The following is a 15070-nucleotide window of genomic DNA, read 5'->3' on the forward strand; positions in this document are numbered from 1 at the left end:
GTGCGGGCCGGTGCCGGACTTTCCGAACGGTCTCTGAGCCGAGGGGGCGCCGCCCCCTCGACCCCGGCCGGGGTGGCCGGGCCACCCCGGACCCCGCCGAGCACGATTCACACGCGCTGCCAGTAGGCGATGGTGCAACGGATCGGCCGCGGCAGCGGGCCATCGGGCTCGATCCGCAGCATCACCCCAGGCAGGATCGCCGGGCGCACGGCATCCGGCACCTGGACCGCACCGACGGTGCGCCGCCAGACCAGGACCTCCAGCGCCGCGCAGGGGTCGGGCCGGCCTTCCCACGCCAGCGGAAGCACGGCAAGGCCGCCGATCGCCAGCGCCGCCACGGCGAGGACGACCTGCAGCGCCAGGCGGAACGGTCGGCCCGTCGTGCGCGCCGCACCGGGATCGGTGCGAAACCAGGCCAGTTGGAACCGCCCCCGGCGCCCTCTGTTCACGCCTTCCAGGCGCCGTCGCCGCGTATCGTCGCCGCTGCCCAAGCATGCATTCCCGACATCCTTGCGGATCGCAGCCTAGCGCGGCTTTCGTTCGCCTTGGCTCACGGAAGCCACTCTCGCGTCACTGTCGCGAGCACCTTCACCCGGTCGGACGATTCCACCGATCGGGATCCGTTCCAAGCGGCCCGCTGCCGGTTGATCGAGGCGCCAGTGCAGCCGGCAAGCAGCCGGGCAGGCGCTCCCGGATCAGCGCTTGGGGAGCAGGCCGCGGCCCTTAGCCGTCGCCTCCACCATCCCGTCCCGGCAGGCCACCAGCCCGGCCTCCACGGCATCCTCCCACACGGTCAGCCGCGGGCAGGACGTCCGCCACGCGTCCAGCACCTCGGCATAGGGTCGCGGCTGCTCCGCGACGAAGGCGACGAGGTCCAGGATCAGGGGCTTCAGGGTCTCGGACATCAGTGCCTCACTCCGCTCCGCCCAGAGCCGGAACTGGGCATCGCTCATCGCCTCTAGCACCCGCTTCGCCAGCATCGTCCCGGCCATGGAGGCGAGGATCGCGAGCGCGGCCACCACCGGCTCCACGCTGCCCGTCTGCGCCACCAGCGCGCCGAAATACACCAGCTTCAGCGTGTGGCCGAGCGTCTGGCACGCCGCCTTGGTGGCCACGATCTCCCGCCGGTCCAGCGCGCCGCCGAGGAAAAAACGATCGAGCAACGGCCCGGAAACCCCCGTCATCACCATCAACGACATGCAGGCGGCCCCCACCGCGACGCCGTGCACTGCCCGCAGCGGGTCAGGCCGGAAGCGCTCCGGCAAGGCGCGCACGAGGAAGGGGCTGGCGCCGAGCATCAGCAGCGCCACCGCCCGGTCCGGCACCAGCAGCACCAGCGACCAGCCGCCGAGCGCGAGCAGGTTCCCCAGCGCCAGCGCCAGCACGGGCCGCGGTCGGATGTGCCGCCACCACAGCGCCGCCCGCCACCCGTTGGAGGAGATCTGCGTCACCGCATGCAGTGCCATCGCGTCCTGTACCGGCAGCAGCACCAGCAGCACCCCCACCAGCACCAGCCCGCCCGCCATCCCGAAGACACCGGAGAGCAGCGAGGTGCCGACCATGGTCAGGATCACGGCAAGGACGACGAGGGGTGACATTGGCTAGGCCTCCACTCCCTGCTTGCGCCCGTTGCACTGCGGAGACAAACGGCGTTACCTGAGGCTGAGAGATAGTTTTCCTGATGGTCGAACATCGCCGCCTGCCATCCCTGAACGGCGTGCGGGCCTTCGAGGCGGCCGCGCGCACCGGCTCCTTCGTCGCCGCGGCGGCGGAGCTGAACGTCACGCCCGCGGCGGTCAGCCGGCTGGTGCGGCTGCTCGAGGAACGCCTCGGCCTGCCGCTGTTCGAACGCCACGCCAACCGCCTGACGCCGACCGCGGCGGGCGAGACCTATCGGGCCGGCCTGACGCCGGCGCTCGACACACTGGCGCGGCTGACGGCGGAGGTGGTCGCGCGCCGTGGCGCGCCGGTGCTGACCGTCGGCGTCGGCCCCACCTTCGCGATCCGCTGGCTGATCCCGCGGCTCGCCGCCTTCACCCGGCAGCATCCGGGCATCGAGGTTCGTATTGCGACGGGCGGCGCGACGGTGCCCTTCTCGGAAGGCTGGAACTGCGGCATCCGTCTCGGCGCGGGCGACTGGCCGGGCCTCGCCGCGGACCGGTTGGTGGCGGCGGACCTGCTGCCGGTCTGCTCCCCTGCCATCGCGGCACGGCTGGACGCGCCGGCGGACCTCGCGAACGAAACCCTGCTCCGCGTGACCCACGCGCCGGAGGACTGGCCGAGCTGGGCCGCTGCGGCAGGCGCCCCCGCGCTGCACGCGGCGGGGCCGGTGTTCGAATTCTACGGCCAGGCGCTGCAGGCCGCGGCGGACGGGGTCGGCGTGGCAATGGGCATCCGGCTCTACATCGACGACGACCTCGCGGCCGGACGGCTGGTCGCGCCCTTCGCCGTGTCGGTGCCGAAGCGGATGGGGTGGTACCTGGTCTACCGGCCGGAACGGGCCACCGAACCGGCCTTCGCCGCCTTCCGGCGGTGGATCCTGGCGGCTGCCGGGGCGTAGAAGGTCGGGGAGAAGGAATTCTCCCCGAACCCCACTTCTTCTTTTTGGCGACCTGGACGGGAGGCTCAGGCGGCCGCGGCACGGCGGCGGGCGCGGGGCATCGCCCGCAGCCCGGCGACCATGAGGCCTGCAAGCCCCACCCAGACCGCCGGCCGGGGGCCGAAGGCGACATCCAGATTGGCGGCTAGCACGCGCCAGGGGTCGATGCCGGTCGCGAGGCCGTACCAGGCGAATTCGACGGCGGCCGTCGCGACACCCGCGGCCACGGCCAGGACGAGCATCGCCGGCACCGACGGCGCGCTCCCCTCCGGCGCGAGCGCGCGGTAGCCCATCAGCCAGGCGAAAAGACCCGCCATCAGCATCGGCTCGGTCACGTCGGCCTTGGACTGCAGGGTGAAATGCACCAGTGCCAGGGCGGCGATCGGATAGGCCAGCCGATGCAGCCGCCGCCACGCCGCCCCGCCCATCCGCTTCAGCGCGCCGTCGGTGGAGGTCGCCGCCAGCGCCAGAAGCCCGAGCAGCGCCACGAAGCCGATCGTCAGGTAGATCCGGCGCAGGATCTCGCCCGCCACCTTCGCCCAGTCGAAGGCGAGGTCGCCGGCGTAGAGCACCAGATGGAGCGCCGCAAAGGCGAAGCAGGCGACGCCGACCATCCGCCGCAACTCCGCGAGCCGCGCCTGGCGCAGCACTTGCCGCGCCGGCGTGACGGCCAGCGACAGCAGCAGGAAGCGGATCGCCCAGGTGCCGCTGTCGAGCGTCGCGGCCTGCCAGGGCTTGGGGCCGAGCCCCGCCTGCCAGGCCTCGGCCGCCAGCCACAGGGCGGGAAGGAACAGCCCGGCGAAGACCAGGGCCTTGAACGGCGAGAAGGCGCCGCTGCGGTCGCGCCAGGGCATGCGTGTGAATTCTCCTGTCTCGCCCCTATACGTTGGGGCGACCGCGCCGGTTAGCATCCGCAAAAGGCACTGGACTCATTCGCCGTGCCGGGCTAGATGCGCGCCCTCGCCGACCGGCCGGGGGCCTTTCCCCGGCCTTCGGCGTTTTCCGGGAACGCGGGAGATCCTTCGGGGTCGCACGGACCGCGGGCCTCTGGATCAACCACAGAGGACTGCCACAGTGGCGAAGAAGATCGCAGGCTACATCAAGCTGCAGATCCCGGCCGGCAAGGCGAATCCGTCGCCGCCCGTCGGTCCCGCGCTCGGTCAGCGCGGCCTGAACATCATGCAGTTCGTGAAGGAATTCAACGCGGCGACGCAGCAGATGGAGCCGGGCACGCCGACGCCCGTCGTCATCACCGCGTATTCCGACCGCACCTTTTCCTTCATCACCAAGACCCCGCCGAACACGTACTTCCTGCTCAAGGCCGCGAAGCTCGAAAAGGGCAGCACCGCGCCGGGCAAGGGCGCGCCGGTCGGTCGCGTGACCAAGTCCCAGCTGGTCGAGATCGCCAAGACCAAGATGCAGCACATGAACGCGAACGACGTGGACGCGGCCGTGCGGATGCTCGCGGGCTCCGCGCGCTCCATGGGCCTCACCGTGGTGGAGGGCTGATCCCATGGCCAAGCAGGGCAAGCGTCTGAAGGCCGTCTACGCCGGCTTCGACCGCGAGAAGATCTACGGCCTGGAGGAGGCGGTGAAGATCGCCAAGACCAATGCCAAGGCGAAGTTCGACGAGACGATCGAGATCTCGATGAACCTCGGCATCGACCCGCGCCACGCCGACCAGATGGTCCGCGGCGTGGTCGGCCTGCCGCACGGCACCGGCAAGACGGTCCGCGTCGGCGTCTTCGCCCGCGGCCCGAAGGCCGAGGAAGCGAAGGCCGCCGGCGCCGACGTGGTGGGCGCGGACGACCTCGCCGCGCTGGTGCAGGAAGGCAAGATCGAGTTCGACCGCTGCATCGCGACCCCGGACATGATGGCGCTGGTGGGTCGCCTCGGTAAGGTGCTCGGCCCGCGCGGCCTGATGCCGAACCCGAAGCTCGGCACCGTGACCATGGACGTGAAGGGCGCCGTGACGGCCGCCAAGGCCGGCCAGGTCGAGTTCCGTGCCGAGAAGGCGGGCATCATCCATGCCGGCATCGGCAAGGCGTCGTTCGGCGAGGACCAGCTCCTCGCCAATGCGCGCGCTTTCGTGGAGGCGATCCAGCGCGCCAAGCCGACCGGGGCCAAGGGGACCTACGTGAAGAAGGTCGCCGTGTCCTCGACGATGGGCCCGGGCGTGAAGGTCGACGTCGCCAGCCTCGCGGCGACGGCCTGACGAGATACGCCCGCCCTTCGGGGCGGGCGGGCAGGGTGGGGTTCGCCCCATCCGAACCTGTCGGAGACCTCCTGCGGCCCTTCGGGGCCTTGATTCGGCTTCGGCCGTGCAGGGGAGAGACGGGGTGCCGAACCTTTGACGACCCCGGGATCCGTCCCGGGGCGGCTTGGCTTGGTGTTCCGGCCTGACAGGCGAACCGGGGTGTGCGGCGTTCGCGCCGTCCGCCCCCGTGTGAACCGGCCGGTGCCCTTCCACAAGGCCCCGGCCACCGACGGAGACGTAGAGTGGACCGTACGGAGAAGCGTGAGTTCGTCGCTTCGCTCGCGGCCGTCTTCGCGGAGACCTCCTTCGTGCTCGTCGCCCAGAACAAGGGGCTGACGGTCGCGGATGTGAGCGATCTGCGGCGGCGGATGCGCGCGGCTGGCGCGACGTACAAGGTCGCGAAGAACCGCCTGGCCACCCTCGCCCTCGAAGGCACCCGTTTCGACGGCGTCAAGCCGCTGCTGAAGGGTCCGACGGCCATTGCATGGTCGAAGGATCCGGTTGCGGTGGCGAAGACCGCGGTCGAGTTCGCCAAGACGAACGACAAGTTCGTTGTCCTGGGCGGCGCGCTCGGAACCCAGACCCTCGACGCCTCCGGCGTCAAGGCTCTGGCCGAGCTGCCGTCCCTGGAGACGCTGCGGGCGCAGCTGCTGGGTCTCATCCAGACCCCGGCGACGCGCATCGCGGGCATCCTCCAGGCCCCCGGCGGGCAGGTGGCGCGGGTCCTGGCGGCATACGCCAAGAAGGACGAGGCCCAGGCGGCCTGAGGGCCGCAGGAACCCTCCCCCGCAGCCGTTTCGCCTCAGGGTTGAGGTGCAAATCGGTCACGGGGGAGTTGCACAACCGAAGTCAAGCCATTAGATCGAGGAGCATTCAGACATGGCCGATCTCGCGAAGCTGGTGGACGAGCTGTCGTCCCTGACCGTCCTGGAGGCCGCCGAGCTCTCCAAGATGCTCGAGGAGAAGTGGGGCGTTTCCGCCGCGGCGCCGGTCGCCGTGGCCGCGGCGCCGGCTGCCGGCGCGGCTGCCGCCCCGGCGGCGGAAGCCCAGACCGAGTTCACCGTCATCCTTGCCGCCGCCGGCGACAAGAAGATCAACGTGATCAAGGAAATCCGCACCATCACCGGCCTTGGCCTCAAGGAAGCCAAGGACCTGGTCGAGGGCGCCCCGAAGACCGTCAAGGAAGGCGTGTCCAAGGAAGAGGCGGACAAGATCAAGAAGGTGCTGGAAGAGAACGGCGCCAAGGTCGAGGTCAAGTGATCTCGCCCTCCGTCCCCGTCCGGCGACGGGCGGGGATGGGGGAGTAGTTCGATCGGGTGCGGGTGGAGTTGCCGGATGGGTCCGGTAACGCCGCCCGTTCCTGCGTTCCTCCGGTCCGGGGATCGGGGAGACGATGAGTTCCCTGCCGGCCGGGGTGTTCAGGGCCGGGGCAGATAGGGAAGCAGGACAGGCATGAACGCTATCACGAAGTCGTTCACGGGGCGCAAGCGGATCCGCAAGAGCTTCGGGCGTCTCCCCGAAGTCGCGCCGATGCCGAACCTCATCGACGTGCAGCGAGCCTCCTACGAGGCCTTCCTGCAGATGGAGGTGAGCCCGGACAGCCGGACGCATACCGGCCTTCAGGAGGTGTTCAAGTCCGTCTTCCCGATCGACGATTTCGCCGGGCGCGGTCGCCTGGAATTCGTGCAGTACGAGCTCGAGGAGCCGAAGTACGACGTCGAGGAATGCATCCAGCGCGGGCTGACCTTCGCCGCCCCGCTGAAGGTGCGCCTGCGCCTGATCGTGTGGGACGTGGATGAGGACACCGGCTCCCGCTCCGTCCGCGATATCAAGGAGCAGGACGTCTACATGGGCGACATGCCGCTCATGACGGACAACGGCACCTTCATCATCAACGGCACCGAGCGCGTCATCGTCTCCCAGATGCACCGCTCCCCGGGCGTGTTCTTCGACCACGACAAGGGCAAGACGCACTCCTCGGGCAAGTACCTGTTCGCCGCGCGCGTCATCCCCTATCGCGGCTCCTGGCTGGACTTCGAGTTCGACGCCAAGGACATCTGCTACGTCCGCATCGACCGGAAGCGGAAGCTGCCGGCGACGACGCTGCTGCTCGCCCTCGATTCCGAGCGGACCGAGGGGCTGCGCGCCCAGGCCGCCGCCGAGGGCCGCGAGCTGGAGCCGAACGAGATCCGCGGCATGGACGCCGAGGAGATCCTCAACGCCTTCTACGGCCAGGTCGTGTTCAGCCGCAGCCCCAAGGGCTGGAGCCGCCCCTTCGACCCGGAGGCCTTCCGCGGCGTGAAGCTGGCGGAGCCGCTCGTCGATGCGAAGACCGGGCTGGTGGTGGCCGAGAAGGACGCCAAGCTGACCCCGCGCTCCGCGCGCAAGATCGCCGAGGCCGGCACGACCGAGGTGCTGGTCGGCCGCGCCGACCTGCTCGGCCGCTTCGTGGCCGAGGACCTGGTGGACATGGCCACCGGCGAGATCTGGGCCGAGGCCGGCGACGAGCTGACCGAGCCGCGCCTCGCCGCCATCGAGACGGCGGGTCTCGATCGCCTGCCGACGCTGGCGGTGGACCAGTCGGTCGGCCCCTGGATGCGCAACACGCTCGCGGTGGACAAGAACACCAACCGCGACGAGGCGCTGATGGACATCTACCGGGTCATGCGCCCGGGCGAGCCGCCGACGCCGGAGACCGCGGAAGCCCTGTTCAAGGGCCTGTTCTTCGATGCGGAGCGCTATGACCTCTCCGCCGTCGGGCGCGTGAAGATGAACATGCGCCTCGGCTTCTCCATCGAGGAAGTGCCGGACCATATCCGCACGCTGCGCAAGCGCGACATCGTCTCCACGCTGCGCGTGCTGCTCGACCTGAAGGACGGGCGCGGCCAGATCGACGACATCGACAACCTCGGCAACCGCCGCGTGCGCTCGGTCGGCGAGCTGATGGAGAACCAGTACCGCGTCGGCCTGCTGCGCATGGAGCGCGCGATCAAGGAGCGCATGGGGTCGGTCGACATCGACACCGTCATGCCGCACGACCTGATCAACGCGAAGCCGGCGGCGGCCGCGGTGCGCGAGTTCTTCGGCTCGTCCCAGCTCAGCCAGTTCATGGACCAGACCAACCCGCTGTCCGAGGTGACGCACAAGCGTCGCCTCTCGGCGCTTGGCCCGGGTGGCCTCACGCGCGAGCGCGCCGGCTTCGAGGTGCGCGACGTGCACCCGACGCATTACGGCCGCATCTGCCCGATCGAGACGCCGGAAGGGCCGAACATCGGCCTGATCAATTCGCTCGCGACCTTCGCCAAGGTGAACAAGTACGGCTTCATCGAGACGCCGTACCGCCTGGTGAAGGACGGCAGGATCGTGGGCGACCCGCGCTATCTCTCCGCCATGGAGGAGGAGCGTCTCGTCGTCGCCCAGGCCGATGCGAATGTCGATACCGACGGGTCGTTCAAGGACGAGCTGGTGTCGGTCCGCCAGGGCGGCGACTTCCGCCTGGTGAAGCCGGAGGAAGTGACGGCGATCGACGTCTCTCCGAAGCAGCTCGTCTCCGTCGCCGCGGCGCTGATCCCGTTCCTCGAGAACGACGACGCCAACCGCGCGCTGATGGGCTCGAACATGATGCGCCAGGCGGTGCCGCTTGTCCGCGCCGATGCCCCGCTGGTGGGCACGGGCATGGAATCCGCGGTGGCGCGCGACTCCGGCGCGACCATCGTCGCCAAGCGCGACGGCGTGATCGACAGCATCGACGGCGCGCGCATCGTGGTGCGCGCGACGGGCGATGACGGCACGACGCGCGGCGTCGACATCTACCGGCTGCGCAAGTTCATGCGTTCCAACCAGTCGACCTGCATCAACCAGCGCCCGCTGGTGAAGGTGGGGGACAAGGTGATGGCCGGCGACATCATCGCCGACGGTCCCTCGACGGAGCTGGGCGAGCTGGCGCTCGGGCGGAACGTGCTCGTCGCCTTCATGCCGTGGAACGGCTACAACTTCGAAGACTCGATCCTGATCAGCGAGCGCATCGCGAAGGACGACGTCTTCACCTCGATCCACATCGAGGAATTCGAGGTGATGGCCCGCGACACCAAGCTCGGCCAGGAGGAGATCACCCGCGACATCCCGAATGTCGGCGAGGAGGCGCTGCGCAACCTCGACGAGGCCGGCATCGTCTACATCGGCGCCGAGGTGAACCCGGGCGACATCCTGGTGGGCAAGGTGACGCCGAAGGGCGAAAGCCCGATGACGCCCGAGGAGAAGCTGCTGCGCGCGATCTTCGGCGAGAAGGCGTCGGATGTGCGCGACACTTCGCTGAAGCTGCCGCCCGGCGTGTCGGGCACGATCGTCGATGTCCGCGTCTTCTCGCGGCGCGGCGTCGACAAGGACGAGCGCGCCATGGCGATCGAGCGCGCCGAGATCGAGCGGCTCGCCAAGGACCGCGACGACGAGAAGGCGATCCAGGAGCGTTCCTTCTATTCCCGTCTGCGCGAGCGGATGCTGAACAAGAAGGCCTCGGGCGGCTTCAAGGGTGTGAAGGCCGGCACGGTCATCACCGACGAGGTGCTGGAGCAGTTCGCCCGCGCGACCTGGCGCCAGATCGGTGTCGCCGACGACGCCGCGATGGCCGAGATCGAGGCGCTGAAGCGCGAATTCGACGCCGCGGTGGAGAAGCTGCAGAAGCGCTTCGAATCCAAGGTCGAGAAGCTGCAGCGCGGCGACGAGCTGCCGCCCGGCGTGATGAAGATGGTCAAGGTCTTCGTCGCGGTGAAGCGCAAGCTGCAGCCGGGCGACAAGATGGCCGGCCGTCACGGCAACAAGGGCGTCGTGTCCCGCGTCGTGCCGATCGAGGACATGCCGTTCCTCGAGGATGGCAGCCATGTCGACCTGGTGCTGAACCCGCTCGGCGTGCCGTCGCGCATGAATGTCGGGCAGATCCTGGAGACGCATCTGGGCTGGGCCTGCGCCTCGCTCGGCAAGCAGGTCGGCGAGATGGTGGAGGAGTACCGTCATCGCGGTGCCCGCCGGTCTGAGCTCGAAGGCAAGCTGAAGGATGTCTACGGCGAGGAGATCTTCGCCCGCGACATCGCGCCGATGAGCGACGAGCAGCTGGTCGAGCTCGGCGAGAACCTGCGCAAGGGCATCCCCATCGCGACGCCGGTCTTCGACGGTGCGCGCATGGCGGATATCGAGGGCATGCTGACCAAGGCGGGCCTCGATACCTCGGGCCAGGTCTGGCTGCATGACGGGCGCACCGGCGAGAAGTTCGAGCGCAAGGTGACGGTCGGCTACATCTACATGCTGAAGCTGCACCACCTCGTGGACGACAAGATCCACGCGCGCTCGATCGGGCCGTACTCGTTGGTGACCCAGCAGCCGCTGGGCGGCAAGGCGCAGTTCGGCGGTCAGCGCTTCGGCGAGATGGAGGTCTGGGCGCTGGAAGCCTATGGCGCCGCCTACACGCTGCAGGAGATGCTGACGGTGAAGTCGGACGACGTGTCGGGCCGCACCAAGGTCTACGAGGCGATCGTCCGCGATCAGGACAACTTCGAGGCGGGCATTCCGGAATCCTTCAACGTGCTGGTGAAGGAGCTGAAGTCGCTCGGCCTCAACGTCGATCTGGAGAACCGCCCGGCGTGATCCGCCGGCGCTCCACCCTTTTCGAAACGCTCAGCCGCCGCGGGAATTCCGCGGCGGCGGCCTCATCCACGAGGACCGCATGAACGAGCTGATGAAGATCCTGGGCCAGACCGGCCAGGCGATGACCTTCGACCAGATCAAGATCACGATCGCTTCCCCCGAGCAGATCCGGTCCTGGTCGTACGGCGAGATCAAGAAGCCCGAGACCATCAACTACCGGACCTTCAAGCCGGAGCGGGACGGGCTGTTCTGCGCGCGCATCTTCGGTCCGATCAAGGACTACGAGTGCCTGTGCGGCAAGTACAAGCGGATGAAGTTCCGCGGCATCATCTGCGAGAAGTGCGGCGTCGAGGTGACGCTGGCCAAGGTGCGCCGTGAGCGCATGGGCCATATCGAGCTCGCCTCCCCCGTCGCGCATATCTGGTTCCTGAAGTCGCTGCCGAGCCGTGTGGGCCTGATGGTCGACATGAGCCTGAAGGAGCTGGAGAAGGTCCTGTACTTCGAGAGCTACGTGGTGCTCGAGCCGGGCCTGACCGACCTCAAGCTCCATCAGTTGCTGAACGAGGACCAGTACCAGCAGAAGATGGACGAGTTCGGGGAGGACGCCTTCTCGGTCGGCATCGGCGCCGAGGCCGTGAAGCAGATGCTTGGCGGCATCGACCTCGCGGCCGAGGGCGTGAAGCTGCGCGGCGAGCTGAAGGAGACGACCTCCGAGGCGAAGCGCAAGAAGCTCGTGAAGCGGCTGAAGCTGATCGAGTCCTTCGCGGAATCCGGCGCGCATCCGCAGTGGATGATCCTCGACGTCGTGCCGGTGATCCCGCCCGAGCTGCGCCCGCTGGTGCCGCTGGATGGCGGCCGCTTCGCGACCTCCGACCTGAACGACCTCTATCGGCGCGTCATCAACCGCAACAACCGCCTGAAGCGGCTGATCGAGCTGCGCGCGCCGGACATCATCGTGCGCAACGAGAAGCGCATGCTGCAGGAGGCCGTCGACGCGCTGTTCGACAACGGCCGGCGCGGACGCGCCATCACGGGCGCCAACAAGCGCCCCCTGAAGTCGCTGTCCGACATGCTGAAGGGCAAGCAGGGCCGTTTCCGCCAGAACCTGCTCGGCAAGCGCGTGGACTATTCCGGCCGTTCGGTCATCGTCGTCGGTCCGGAGCTGAAGCTGCACCAGTGCGGCCTGCCGAAGAAGATGGCGCTCGAGCTGTTCAAGCCCTTCATCTACAGCAAGCTCGAGAAGTACGGCCACGCCACCACCATCAAGGCCGCGAAGCGGATGGTGGAGAAGGAGCGTCCCGAGGTGTGGGACATCCTTGAGGAGGTGATCCGCGAGCACCCGGTCATGCTGAACCGGGCGCCGACGCTGCACCGCCTCGGCATCCAGGCCTTCGAGCCGGTGCTGATCGAGGGCAAGGCGATCCAGCTCCACCCGCTGGTCTGCACCGCCTTCAACGCCGACTTCGACGGCGACCAGATGGCCGTGCACGTCCCGCTGTCGCTCGAGGCGCAGCTGGAAGCGCGCGTGCTGATGATGTCCACCAACAACATCCTCAGCCCGGCGAACGGCAAGCCGATCATCGTGCCGTCGCAGGACATCGTCCTCGGTCTCTACTACCTTTCGCTCGAGACGCCGGAGTTCCTGGCCACCGAGGAGAAGGACGCGCCTGCTTTCGCCACCATGGGCGAGATCGAGCAGGCGCTGGAAGCCGGCGCGATCACGCTGCACAGCAAGATTCGCGCGCGCCGCCGGACCATGAACGCGGAAGGGCAGGTGATCACCGAACGTCCGGTGACGACGGCCGGCCGCATGATGATCGGCGCCTTGCTGCCGCTGCATCCGCAGCTGCCGTTCAGCCTGGTCAACCGGATGCTGACGAAGAAGAACGTCTCCGACGTGATCGACGCGGTGTATCGCCACTGCGGCCAGAAGGAGAGCGTGATCTTCGCCGACCGGCTGATGGGCCTCGGCTTCCGCCAGGCGGCCAAGGCCGGCATCTCCTTCGGCAAGAACGACATGGTCGTGCCCGACACCAAGGTCGCGCTGATCGCGAAGACCAAGGAGGAGGTGAAGGAGTTCGAGCAGCAGTATCTCGACGGCCTCATCACCGCCGGCGAGCGCTACAACAAGGTGGTCGACGCCTGGTCGCGCTGCACGGACGAAGTGGCCGGCGCGATGATGAAGGAGATCCAGAAGCAGGAGATCGGTCGTCCGACCAACTCCGTCTGGATGATGTCGCATTCCGGTGCGCGTGGTTCGCCCGCGCAGATGCGTCAGCTCGCCGGCATGCGCGGCCTGATGGCCAAGCCTTCCGGCGAGATCATCGAGCAGCCGATCATCGCGAACTTCAAGGAGGGCCTGTCCGTCCTTGAATACTTCAACTCCACCCACGGCGCCCGCAAGGGCCTCGCGGATACGGCGCTGAAGACCGCGAACTCGGGCTACCTCACGCGTCGTCTGGTCGACGTGGCGCAGGACTGCATCATCGTCGAGCAGGATTGCGGCACCGAGCGCGGCCTGACCGTGGGGGCGGCGATGGACGGGGCGGAGGTCGTCTCCTCGCTGTCCGAGCGCATCCTGGGCCGCACCGCGCAGGAGGATGTCGCGGATCCGGCGACGGGCACGCTCATCGTCGCGCGCAACGACCTGATCGACGAGGTCGCGGCGGAACGCATCGAGAAGTCGGGCGTGGAGCAGGTGAAGATCCGCTCCGTGCTGACCTGCGACGCCCGCCAGGGCGTCTGCGGCCGCTGCTACGGTCGTGACCTTGCGCGCGGCACGCCGGTCAACATCGGCGAGGCGGTGGGCGTCATCGCCGCGCAGTCGATCGGCGAGCCGGGCACGCAGCTCACGATGCGTACCTTCCACATCGGCGGTGCGGCGCAGCGCGGTGCCGAGCAGTCGGCAGTGGAGGCTTCGGGCGACGGCCATATCAAGGTGATGAACCGGGTGGTGGTGGCGAACAGCCAGAACCAGCCGATCGTCATGAGCCGCAACTGCGAGATCATCCTGATCGACGCGCAGGGCCGGGAACGTGCGCGCCAGCGTGTGCCCTACGGCGCCCGCCTGCTGACCGAGGACGGCGCCCAGGTCACCCGCGGCCAGAAGCTGGCCGAATGGGACCCGTTCACCCTGCCGATCATCACCGAGAAGCCGGGTCGGGTTGAGTTCGCGGACCTGATCGAGAACGTCACCCTGGTCGATCGCCAGGACGACGTGACCGGTCTCTCCTTCAAGGAGGTTGTCGAGTACAAGGCCCCGGGCAAGGCCGCCGACCTGCGACCGCGCCTGATCCTGCGCGACGAGAAGAACAATGTCGTCAAGCGCGACAACGGGACGGAGGCGATCTACTTCCTCACTCCGGGCACCATTCTTTCGATCGACAACGGAGCGGCGGTGGCCGCCGGCGACGTGCTCGCCCGCCTGCCGCGCGAATCCTCCAAGACCCGCGACATCACCGGCGGTCTGCCGCGTGTGGCAGAGCTTTTCGAGGCGCGGCGCCCGAAGGACCACGCGATCATCAGCGAGATCGACGGCCGCGTGGAGTTCGGCAAGGACTACAAGGCGAAGCGCCGCATCCTGGTGGTGCCGGAGCAGGTGGGCGACGAGACGCCCGTCGCGCGCGAGTACCTCGTGCCCAAGGGCAAGCACGTCTCGGTGCAGGAAGGCGACTACGTGAAGCGCGGCGACCCACTGGTCGACGGGCCGCGCGTGCCGCACGACATCCTGCGGGTGCTGGGCGTCGAGAAGCTGGCCGACTACCTCGTCGAGCAGATCCAGGAGGTCTATCGACTGCAGGGCGTGAAGATCAACGACAAGCACATCGAGGTCATCGTCCGGCAGATGCTGCAGAAGGTGGAGGTCACCGACCCCGGCGACACCACCTACCTGATCGGCGAGCAGGTCGACCGCATCGAGTTCGAGATCGAGAACGAGAAGCGGGTCGAGGCCAAGGAGCGTCCGGCAGTCGCCGAGCCGGTGCTGCAGGGCATCACCAAGGCCTCGCTGCAGACGACCTCCTTCATCTCCGCCGCCTCCTTCCAGGAGACGACGCGGGTGCTGACCGAGGCCGCCACGGCGGGCAAGGTGGACTACCTGGCGGGCCTCAAGGAGAACGTGATCGTCGGGCGGCTGATCCCGGCGGGTACGGGCTCGGTGATGAACCGCCTGCGGGCCCTGGCCGCCCAGCGCGACCGCGGCCGCCTGCAGACCTCGGCGCCCGCCCTGCCGGAGCCTCACGCGGCCGAGTGAGGGCGCCCGCGCGCAAGTCATCGGGGGCCGGCCTTCGCAAGGGGCCGGCCCCTTTTCTGTTCCGTCGGGACTTCGTGTGAATCGGGTCCTGATGTGCTTGACTCACCCGGGGGGCACGCGTAGATAGCGCCCCCTCGGCAGGGCTCCGGAGACGGCGCCCTGTCAGGTTTTGGTCCACAACGCTGCGCCGCCGGCGCCGCCCCACGATACCGGGGCTGAGGCCGGCAGCACGACGGACGCCCGGAAGGCGCGCATAGGCGCGCCGTGCCGGGCCGTCTCGTTTGGCAGGGCAGCGACGCGGACGGGATGGTTACGAAGGGGCGTC

At 68.7% G+C, this 15070-nt stretch carries 10 protein-coding genes; 7 read left to right on the plus strand and 3 right to left on the minus strand.

The features are described 5' to 3' along the window. Positions 1–107: 107 nt before the first annotated feature. Positions 108–449 (minus strand): hypothetical protein, encoded by a 342-nt coding sequence (locus GXW74_RS11670; RefSeq protein WP_211846685.1) that lies wholly within the window; start codon positions 447–449, stop codon positions 108–110. 246 nt (positions 450–695) lie between these two features. Beyond that, positions 696–1598, minus strand: a complete 903-nt coding sequence (locus GXW74_RS11675) for a TSUP family transporter (protein ID WP_211846686.1) — start codon at positions 1596–1598, stop codon at positions 696–698. 83 nt (positions 1599–1681) lie between these two features. Between GXW74_RS11675 and GXW74_RS11680 the strand changes: the two genes are divergently transcribed. Beyond that, positions 1682–2560 (plus strand): LysR substrate-binding domain-containing protein, encoded by an 879-nt coding sequence (locus tag GXW74_RS11680; protein WP_211846687.1) that lies wholly within the window; start codon positions 1682–1684, stop codon positions 2558–2560. Between the two features lie 65 nt (positions 2561–2625). Here the strand turns inward: GXW74_RS11680 and GXW74_RS11685 are convergent, their stop codons facing one another. Beyond that, positions 2626–3453 (minus strand): protein-methionine-sulfoxide reductase heme-binding subunit MsrQ, encoded by an 828-nt coding sequence (locus tag GXW74_RS11685; RefSeq protein WP_211846688.1) that lies wholly within the window; start codon positions 3451–3453, stop codon positions 2626–2628. Between the two features lie 220 nt (positions 3454–3673). Between GXW74_RS11685 and rplK the strand changes: the two genes are divergently transcribed. The 6 genes from rplK to rpoC all read left to right on the plus strand — a co-directional run bounded on the left by rplK (position 3674) and on the right by rpoC (position 14745). Then, positions 3674–4108 (plus strand): 50S ribosomal protein L11, encoded by a 435-nt coding sequence (gene rplK / locus GXW74_RS11690; RefSeq protein ID WP_211846689.1) that lies wholly within the window; start codon positions 3674–3676, stop codon positions 4106–4108. 4 nt (positions 4109–4112) lie between these two features. Then, complete coding sequence (gene rplA / locus GXW74_RS11695) at positions 4113–4814, plus strand: 50S ribosomal protein L1 (RefSeq protein WP_211846690.1); 702 nt, start codon at positions 4113–4115, stop codon at positions 4812–4814. A gap of 284 nt (positions 4815–5098) precedes the next feature. After that, on the plus strand, positions 5099–5623 hold the full coding sequence (gene rplJ, locus GXW74_RS11700; RefSeq protein WP_211846691.1) for a 50S ribosomal protein L10: 525 nt from the start codon (positions 5099–5101) through the stop codon (positions 5621–5623). A gap of 112 nt (positions 5624–5735) precedes the next feature. Continuing rightward, the gene (rplL, locus tag GXW74_RS11705) at positions 5736–6116 is read left to right on the plus strand and encodes a 50S ribosomal protein L7/L12 (RefSeq protein ID WP_211846692.1); all 381 of its coding nucleotides are present in this window, start codon (positions 5736–5738) and stop codon (positions 6114–6116) included. A gap of 192 nt (positions 6117–6308) precedes the next feature. Continuing rightward, positions 6309–10493 (plus strand): DNA-directed RNA polymerase subunit beta, encoded by a 4185-nt coding sequence (gene rpoB, locus GXW74_RS11710; RefSeq protein WP_211846693.1) that lies wholly within the window; start codon positions 6309–6311, stop codon positions 10491–10493. Positions 10494–10572: 79 nt separating this feature from the next. Beyond that, positions 10573–14745 (plus strand): DNA-directed RNA polymerase subunit beta', encoded by a 4173-nt coding sequence (rpoC, locus tag GXW74_RS11715; RefSeq protein WP_211846694.1) that lies wholly within the window; start codon positions 10573–10575, stop codon positions 14743–14745. The last annotated feature ends 325 nt before the right edge of the window (positions 14746–15070 follow it).

This window comes from Neoroseomonas eburnea, assembly GCF_018129005.1.
In the GTDB taxonomy this organism is placed as follows: domain Bacteria; phylum Pseudomonadota; class Alphaproteobacteria; order Acetobacterales; family Acetobacteraceae; genus Neoroseomonas; species Neoroseomonas eburnea.

Excerpts from the sequence above, each read along its gene's own strand:
- GXW74_RS11675 (WP_211846686.1), bottom strand. The coding sequence starts at position 1,598 with ATGTCACCCCTCGTCGTCCTTGCCGTGATCCTGACCATGGTCGGCACC.
- GXW74_RS11680 (WP_211846687.1), top strand. The coding sequence starts at position 1,682 with ATGGTCGAACATCGCCGCCTGCCATCCCTGAACGGCGTGCGGGCCTTC.
- GXW74_RS11685 (WP_211846688.1), bottom strand. The coding sequence starts at position 3,453 with ATGCCCTGGCGCGACCGCAGCGGCGCCTTCTCGCCGTTCAAGGCCCTG.
- rplA (WP_211846690.1), top strand. The coding sequence starts at position 4,113 with ATGGCCAAGCAGGGCAAGCGTCTGAAGGCCGTCTACGCCGGCTTCGAC.
- rplL (WP_211846692.1), top strand. The coding sequence starts at position 5,736 with ATGGCCGATCTCGCGAAGCTGGTGGACGAGCTGTCGTCCCTGACCGTC.
- rpoB (WP_211846693.1), top strand. The coding sequence starts at position 6,309 with ATGAACGCTATCACGAAGTCGTTCACGGGGCGCAAGCGGATCCGCAAG.
- rpoC (WP_211846694.1), top strand. The coding sequence starts at position 10,573 with ATGAACGAGCTGATGAAGATCCTGGGCCAGACCGGCCAGGCGATGACC.